The sequence below is a fragment of the Streptomyces cinerochromogenes genome (assembly GCF_014648635.1).
Classification (GTDB): Bacteria; Actinomycetota; Actinomycetes; order Streptomycetales; family Streptomycetaceae; genus Streptomyces; species Streptomyces cinerochromogenes.
Genome location: NZ_BMRM01000014.1, coordinates 270,761 through 277,465 on the forward strand (window position 1 = coordinate 270,761; position 6,705 = coordinate 277,465).

The 6,705-nt window shown below is 70.9% G+C and carries 5 protein-coding genes; all 5 read left to right on the forward strand.

Translation table 11 applies throughout. From position 1 onward, the window contains the following. Positions 1–133 precede the first annotated feature (133 nt). Entirely contained in the window at positions 134–2,209 is a 2,076-nt protein-coding gene (tkt, locus tag IEZ20_RS26655) for a transketolase (RefSeq protein ID WP_189303196.1), read from the forward strand. Positions 2,210–2,226: 17 nt separating this feature from the next. Beyond that, positions 2,227–3,396: a transaldolase gene (gene tal / locus IEZ20_RS26660; RefSeq protein WP_189303198.1), complete on the forward strand. Its 1,170-nt coding sequence runs from the start codon at positions 2,227–2,229 to the stop codon at positions 3,394–3,396. Beyond that, positions 3,393–5,015, forward strand: a complete 1,623-nt coding sequence (gene zwf / locus IEZ20_RS26665; protein ID WP_189303200.1) for a glucose-6-phosphate dehydrogenase — start codon at positions 3,393–3,395, stop codon at positions 5,013–5,015. Before tal ends, zwf begins: the two co-directional genes overlap by 4 nt. Then, complete coding sequence (opcA, locus tag IEZ20_RS26670) at positions 5,012–5,938, forward strand: glucose-6-phosphate dehydrogenase assembly protein OpcA (protein ID WP_189303202.1); 927 nt, start codon at positions 5,012–5,014, stop codon at positions 5,936–5,938. The genes zwf and opcA overlap by 4 nt, the downstream gene beginning before the upstream one ends. 1 nt (position 5,939) lies before the next feature. Continuing rightward, positions 5,940–6,705: phosphoglucose isomerase-related protein (locus tag IEZ20_RS26675; protein ID WP_506004960.1), on the forward strand; the 766-nt coding region annotated here is incomplete at its 3' end.

Sequence of the window (6,705 nt, forward strand, 5' to 3'; positions counted from 1 at the left end):
CGTCCCTGTCGCGTGATCACTGTCCCAGATTCACCACAGGCTGACACACCCCGACCTTTCCTCGAAAAAGTCAGACTTTTAAGTTTGAACGCGTCCGGCCAGCCATCCCGTACTGAACGAGGACTTCTTGAAGATGACCACGCAGACTTCCGACAGCTTCGAGTGGACCGACCTCGACCGGCGCGCCGTGGACACCGCCCGACTCCTGGCGGCCGACGCGGTGCAGAAGGTGGGCAACGGACACCCGGGCACCGCGATGAGCCTGGCTCCTGCCGCGTACACGATCTTTCAGAAGGTGATGCGACACGACCCGGCCGACCCCGAGTGGACCGGCCGTGACCGTTTCGTCCTCTCTCCCGGTCACACCTCGCTGACCCTCTACACGCAGCTGTTCCTCGCCGGGTACGAGCTGGAACTGGACGACCTGAAGGCCTTCCGCACCCATGGCTCGAAGACGCCGGGCCACCCCGAGTACGGGCACACCGCCGGTGTGGAGACCACCACCGGCCCGCTCGGCCAGGGCCTCGCGAACGCCGTCGGCATGGCGATGGCCGCCCGCTACGAGCGCGGCCTGTTCGACCCGGAGGCCCCCGAGGGCACCTCCCCCTTCGACCACACCGTCTGGGCGATCGTCTCCGACGGCGACCTGGAGGAGGGTGTCTCCGCCGAGGCCTCGTCCCTGGCCGGCCACCAGAAGCTCGGCAACCTGGTCTTCCTCTACGACGACAACCACATCTCCATCGAGGGCGACACCGCGACCGCCTTCTCCGAGGACGTGCTGAAGCGGTACGAGGCCTACGGCTGGCACGTGCAGCGGATCGAGCCGGAGGAGAACGGCGACGTCGACGTGCACGCGCTGTACGCGGCCCTGAAGGCCGCCCAGGCCGAGACCGAGCGGCCGTCGATCATCGCGATGCGCACGATCATCGCCTGGCCCGCCCCGAACGCCCGGAACACCGAGGCCTCCCACGGCTCCGCGCTCGGCGCCGAGGAGATCGCCGCCACCAAGCGCGTCCTCGGCTTCGACCCCGAGCGGACCTTCGAGGTGGCCGACGAGGTCCTCAGGCACACCCGGCGGGCCCTGGACCGGGGCGCCGAGGCGCACGCGGCCTGGGACAAGCGGATCGCCGAGTGGCGCGCCGCCCAGCCCGAGCGGGCCGCCCTCTTCGACCGCGTCGCCAAGGGCGAGCTGCCCGAGGGCTGGGAGGACAGCCTCCCGGTCTTCGAGGAGGGCAGGTCGGTCGCCACCCGCGCCGCCTCCGGCAAGGTGCTGCAGGCGCTCGGCCCGGTCCTGCCGGAGCTGTGGGGCGGCTCCGCCGACCTCGCCGGCTCGAACAACACCACCATCGACAAGACCAGCTCCTTCCTGCCGAAGGGCAACCCGCTGCCCGAGGCCGACCCGTACGGCCGTACCGTGCACTTCGGCATCCGCGAGTTCTCCATGGCCGCGGAGATGAACGGCATCGCCCTGCACGGCAACACCCGGATCTACGGCGGCACCTTCCTCGTCTTCTCCGACTACATGCGCAACGCGGTCCGCATGTCGGCGCTGATGCAGCTCCCGGTGACGTACGTGTGGACGCACGACTCCATCGGCCTCGGCGAGGACGGCCCCACCCACCAGCCGGTCGAGCACCTGGCCTCGCTGCGCGCGATCCCGGGTCTGAACGTCGTCCGCCCGGCGGACGCCAACGAGACCGCGATCGCCTGGGCCGAGATCCTGAAGAGGCACGCCACGCACCCCGCCCCGCACGGGCTCGCGCTCACCCGCCAGGGCGTGCCGGTGTACGCGCCGAACGAGGACGCGGCCAGGGGCGGCTACGTACTGCGCGAGTCCTCGACGGAGGTCCCGGAGGTGATCATCATCGCGACGGGCTCCGAGGTGCAGCTGGCCGTGGCCGCGCGCGAGCGGCTGGAGGCCGAGGGGATCGGAACGCGGGTGGTGTCCATGCCGTCCGTGGAGTGGTTCGAGGAGCAGCCGCGCGAGTACCGCGAGCGGGTGCTGCCGCCGGCCGTGAAGGCCCGGGTCGCGGTCGAGGCCGGTATCGCCCTGACCTGGTACCGCTACGTCGGTGACGCGGGACGCATCGTCTCGCTGGAGCACTTCGGCGCCTCCGCCGACGCGAAGACCCTGTTCGCCGAGTTCGGCTTCACCCCCGAGAACGTCGCCGCCGTGGCCCGCGAGTCGCTGGCCGCCGCGCGCGCCTGACACCGACACAGAGAAAGATGAGCACAGTGACCGAAGCAATCGCGACCCCGGGAGCCCTCAAGCGCCTCGCCGACGAGGGCGTGTCGATCTGGCTGGACGACCTGTCCCGCAAGCGGATCACCTCGGGCAGCCTCGCCGAGCTGGTGGCGAGCGGAAGCGCCGTCGGTGTCACCACCAACCCGTCCATCTTCCAGGCCGCCATCGGCTCCGGCGAGGGCTACGAGGAGCAGCTGTCCGACCTCGCCGCACGGGGTGTGACGGTCGACGAGGCCGTACGGATGATGACGACCGCGGATGTGCGCGACGCCGCCGACATCCTGCGTGACGTGTACGACGCCTCGGGCGGCCGGGACGGCCGGGTCTCCATCGAGGTCGACCCGCGCCTCGCCCACGACACCGAGGCGACCGTCGCCGAGGCCAAGCAGCTGGCCTGGCTGGTGGACCGGCCCAACGTGATGGTCAAGATCCCGGCGACCCGGGCGGGCCTGCCGGCGATCACCGAGGTCATCGGCCTCGGCATCAGCGTCAACGTGACCCTGATCTTCTCGCTGGAGCGCTACCGCGAGGTCATGGCCGCCTACCTGGCCGGCCTGGAGAAGGCCCGCGAGCGGGGCATCGACCTCGCCACGATCCACTCGGTGGCGTCCTTCTTCGTCTCCCGCGTGGACAGCGAGATCGACAAGCGGCTGACCGCCCTCGGCACCGACGAGGCCCTCGCCCTCAAGGGCCGCGCGGCCCTCGCCAACGCCCGCCTCGCCTACGAGGCCTACGAGGAGGTGTTCGGCTCCGCCGACGGTTCGGCACGGCCCGACGGCCGCTGGCCGGCGCTCGCCGGTGCCGGGGCGAACAAGCAGCGTCCGCTGTGGGCGTCCACCGGGGTGAAGGACCCCGCGTACAAGGACACCCTGTACGTGGACGAACTGGTCGCGCCGGACACGGTCAACACCATGCCGGAGGCCACGCTGAACGCGGTCGCCGACCACGGCGAGATCACCGGCGACACGGTGACCGGCGGCTACCCGCAGGCCCGCGCCGACCTGGCGGCCGTCCAGCGGCTCGGCATCTCCTACGACGAGGTCGTCCAGCAGCTGGAGGACGAGGGCGTCGCCAAGTTCGAGGCGGCCTGGCAGGAACTGCTGGACGCCGTGGCCACGTCCCTGAAGAGCAAGGGAGCTGACGCCCGATGACCGACAACGCACCCTCCGCCGAGGCGCCCGCACCGCAGGCGTCCGCACCGCAGGCGTCCGCCCCCGAGGCGGTGCGCGTCCCGGTGGCTCCGGCCGCCGACTGGGAGAACCCGCTGCGGGACGCCCGCGACCGCCGGCTCCCCCGCATCGCGGGCCCGTCGGGCCTGGTCATCTTCGGGGTGACCGGTGACCTGTCCCGCAAGAAGCTGATGCCGGCCGTCTACGACCTGGCCAACCGCGGTCTGCTGCCGCCGGGCTTCTCCCTCGTCGGGTTCGCCCGCCGCGAGTGGGAGGACCAGGACTTCGCGCAGGTCGTCCACGACTCCGTCCGCGAGCACGCCCGCACCCCGTTCCGCGAGGAGGTCTGGCAGCAGCTCGCCGAGGGCATGCGGTTCATCCCCGGCGACTTCGACGACGACACCGCGTTCAAGCAGCTGAAGGACGCCGTCGAGGAGCTGGACGCCTCCCGCGGCACCGGCGGCAACTTCGCCTTCTACCTCTCGGTGCCGCCGAAGTTCTTCCCGAAGGTCGTGCAGCAGCTGAAGAAGCACGGCCTGGCGAGCCCGCCGGAGGGCTCCTGGCGCCGCGCGGTCATCGAGAAGCCGTTCGGGCACGACCTGGACAGCGCACGCGCGCTGAACGCGATCGTGCACGAGGTGTTCGAACCGGACCAGGTGTTCCGGATCGACCACTACCTCGGCAAGGAGACCGTCCAGAACATCCTGGCGCTGCGCTTCGCCAACCAGATGTACGAGCCGATCTGGAACCGGTCCTACGTCGACCACGTGCAGATCACGATGGCCGAGGACATCGGCATCGGCGGCCGGGCCGGCTACTACGACGGCATCGGCGCCGCCCGGGACGTCATCCAGAACCACCTGCTCCAGCTGATGGCGCTCACCGCGATGGAGGAGCCCATCGCGTTCGACGCGGAGGCGCTGCTCACCGAGAAGCTGAAGGTGCTGAAGTCGGTGCGCCTCCCGGAGGACCTGGGCCGGCACACCGTGCGCGGACAGTACGCGGCGGGCTGGCAGGGCGGTGAGAAGGTCATCGGCTACCTCGACGAGGAGGGCATCGACCCCAAGTCGAAGACCGACACCTACGCCGCGGTCAAGCTGGAGATCGACAACCGCCGCTGGGCGGGCGTCCCCTTCTACCTGCGTACCGGCAAGCGCCTCGGCCGCCGCGTCACCGAGATCGCGGTCGTCTTCCAGCGCGCCCCGCACTCCCCGTTCGACACCACGGCCACCGAGGAACTGGGCCAGAACGCGATCGTCATCCGGGTCCAGCCGGACGAGGGCATGACGGTCCGCTTCGGCTCGAAGGTGCCGGGCACGTCGATGGAGATCCGGGACGTGTCGATGGACTTCGCCTACGGCGAGTCGTTCACCGAGTCGAGCCCGGAGGCGTACGAGCGGCTCATCCTGGACGTGCTGCTGGGCGACGCCAACCTGTTCCCCCGTCACCAGGAAGTGGAAGAGTCCTGGAAGATCCTCGACCCGATCGAGGAGTACTGGGCGGCGCACGGCAGGCCGGCGCAGTACGCGTCGGGCAGCTGGGGACCGAGGGAAGCCGACGAGATGCTCGCACGAGACGGACGGAGCTGGCGCAGGCCATGAAGATCGACCTGACCGACACCACGGCAAGCAAGATCAACAAGGCGTTGGTGCAGGGCCGCCGCGCCATCGGTACGCCGGCCGTGGGCATGGTCCTGACGATGGTCATCGTCACGGACGAGGAGAACGCCTACGACTCGATCAAGGCGGCCGAGGAGGCCTCGCACGAGCACCCCTCGCGCACCCTGGTCGTCATCAAGCGGCACGCCCGCACCCTGCGCGACCGCACCACCTCCCGGCTGGACGCGGAGGTCCGGGTCGGCTCCGAGGCCGGCACCGGCGAGACGGTCGTGCTGCGCACCTACGGCGAGGTCTCCGACCACGCCGACTCGGTGGTCCTGCCGCTGCTGCTGCCGGACGCCCCGGTGGTCGTGTGGTGGCCGGTGGAGGCGCCGGATGCCCCCGCGAAGGACCCGCTCGGCGCGCTCGCCCAGCGCCGGATCACCGATCTCTACGCCGTCGACCGGCCGCTGGAGGTCCTGGACACCCGCATGCGCAACTACGCGCCCGGTGACACCGACCTCGCCTGGACCCGGCTGACCCTGTGGCGGTCGATGCTGGCCGCCGCCCTGGACCAGGCCCGGGTGAAGGTGACCTCGGCGGCCGTCGAGGCGGAACCCGACAACCCCAGCGCGGAACTGCTCGCCCGCTGGCTCCAGGCGCGCCTGGGCGTCCCGGTGGACCGCGTGCACAGCGCCGGCCCGTTCGTGACGGCCGTACGCCTCGGCACCGCGAACGGCGAGATCGTCGTCGACCGCCCCGAGGGCCCGCTGGCCACGCTGACCCTGCCGGGCCAGCCGCCGCGCACCCTGGCCCTGAAGGTCCGCGCCACATCCGAACTGATCGCCGAGGAGCTGCGCCGCCTCGACGCCGACGAGATGTACGCCATCGCCCTCCAGGGCGAGGGCACCAAGGAGAACGCCTGAGATGGCCGAGTACCCCAAGCTCACCCAGCGGCCCGAGTGGACGGCCCTCGCCGACCACCGCGCCCAGGGCCAGCCGCACCTGCGCGAGCTGTTCGCGGCGGACCCCGGCCGCGCCGAGCGGTACGTCGTGCGGGTCGGCGACCTGCACATCGACTACAGCAAGCAGCTGATCACCGACGAGACCCTGGCCCTGCTCCAGGAACTCGCCGCCGCCACCGGCGTGTTCGCGCTGCGGGACGCCATGTTCCGCGGGGAGCGGATCAACGTCACCGAGAACCGGGCGGTGCTGCACACCGCGCTGCGCGCCTCCCGTGACGCGGTGGTCGAGGTCGACGGCGAGAACGTGGTGCCCAAGGTGCACGCCGTGCTCGACAAGATGAGCGACTTCGCCGGCCGCGTCCGCTCGGGCGCGTGGACCGGCCACACCGGCAGGCGGATCCGCAACGTCGTCAACATCGGCATCGGCGGCTCCGACCTCGGCCCCGCGATGGCCTACGAGGCGCTGCGCCCGTACACCGCCCGGGAGCTGACGGTCCGGTTCGTGTCCAACGTCGACGGCGCCGACCTGCACGAGGCGGTGCGCGACCTGGATCCGGCCGAGACGCTGTTCATCGTGGCGTCCAAGACGTTCACCACGATCGAGACGATCACCAACGCCACCTCGGCCCGCTCGTGGCTGCTGAAGGCCTTCGACGGTGACGACAAGGCCGTGGCCAAGCACTTCGTGGCGCTGTCCACGAACGCCGAGAAGGTCGCCGAGTTCGGCA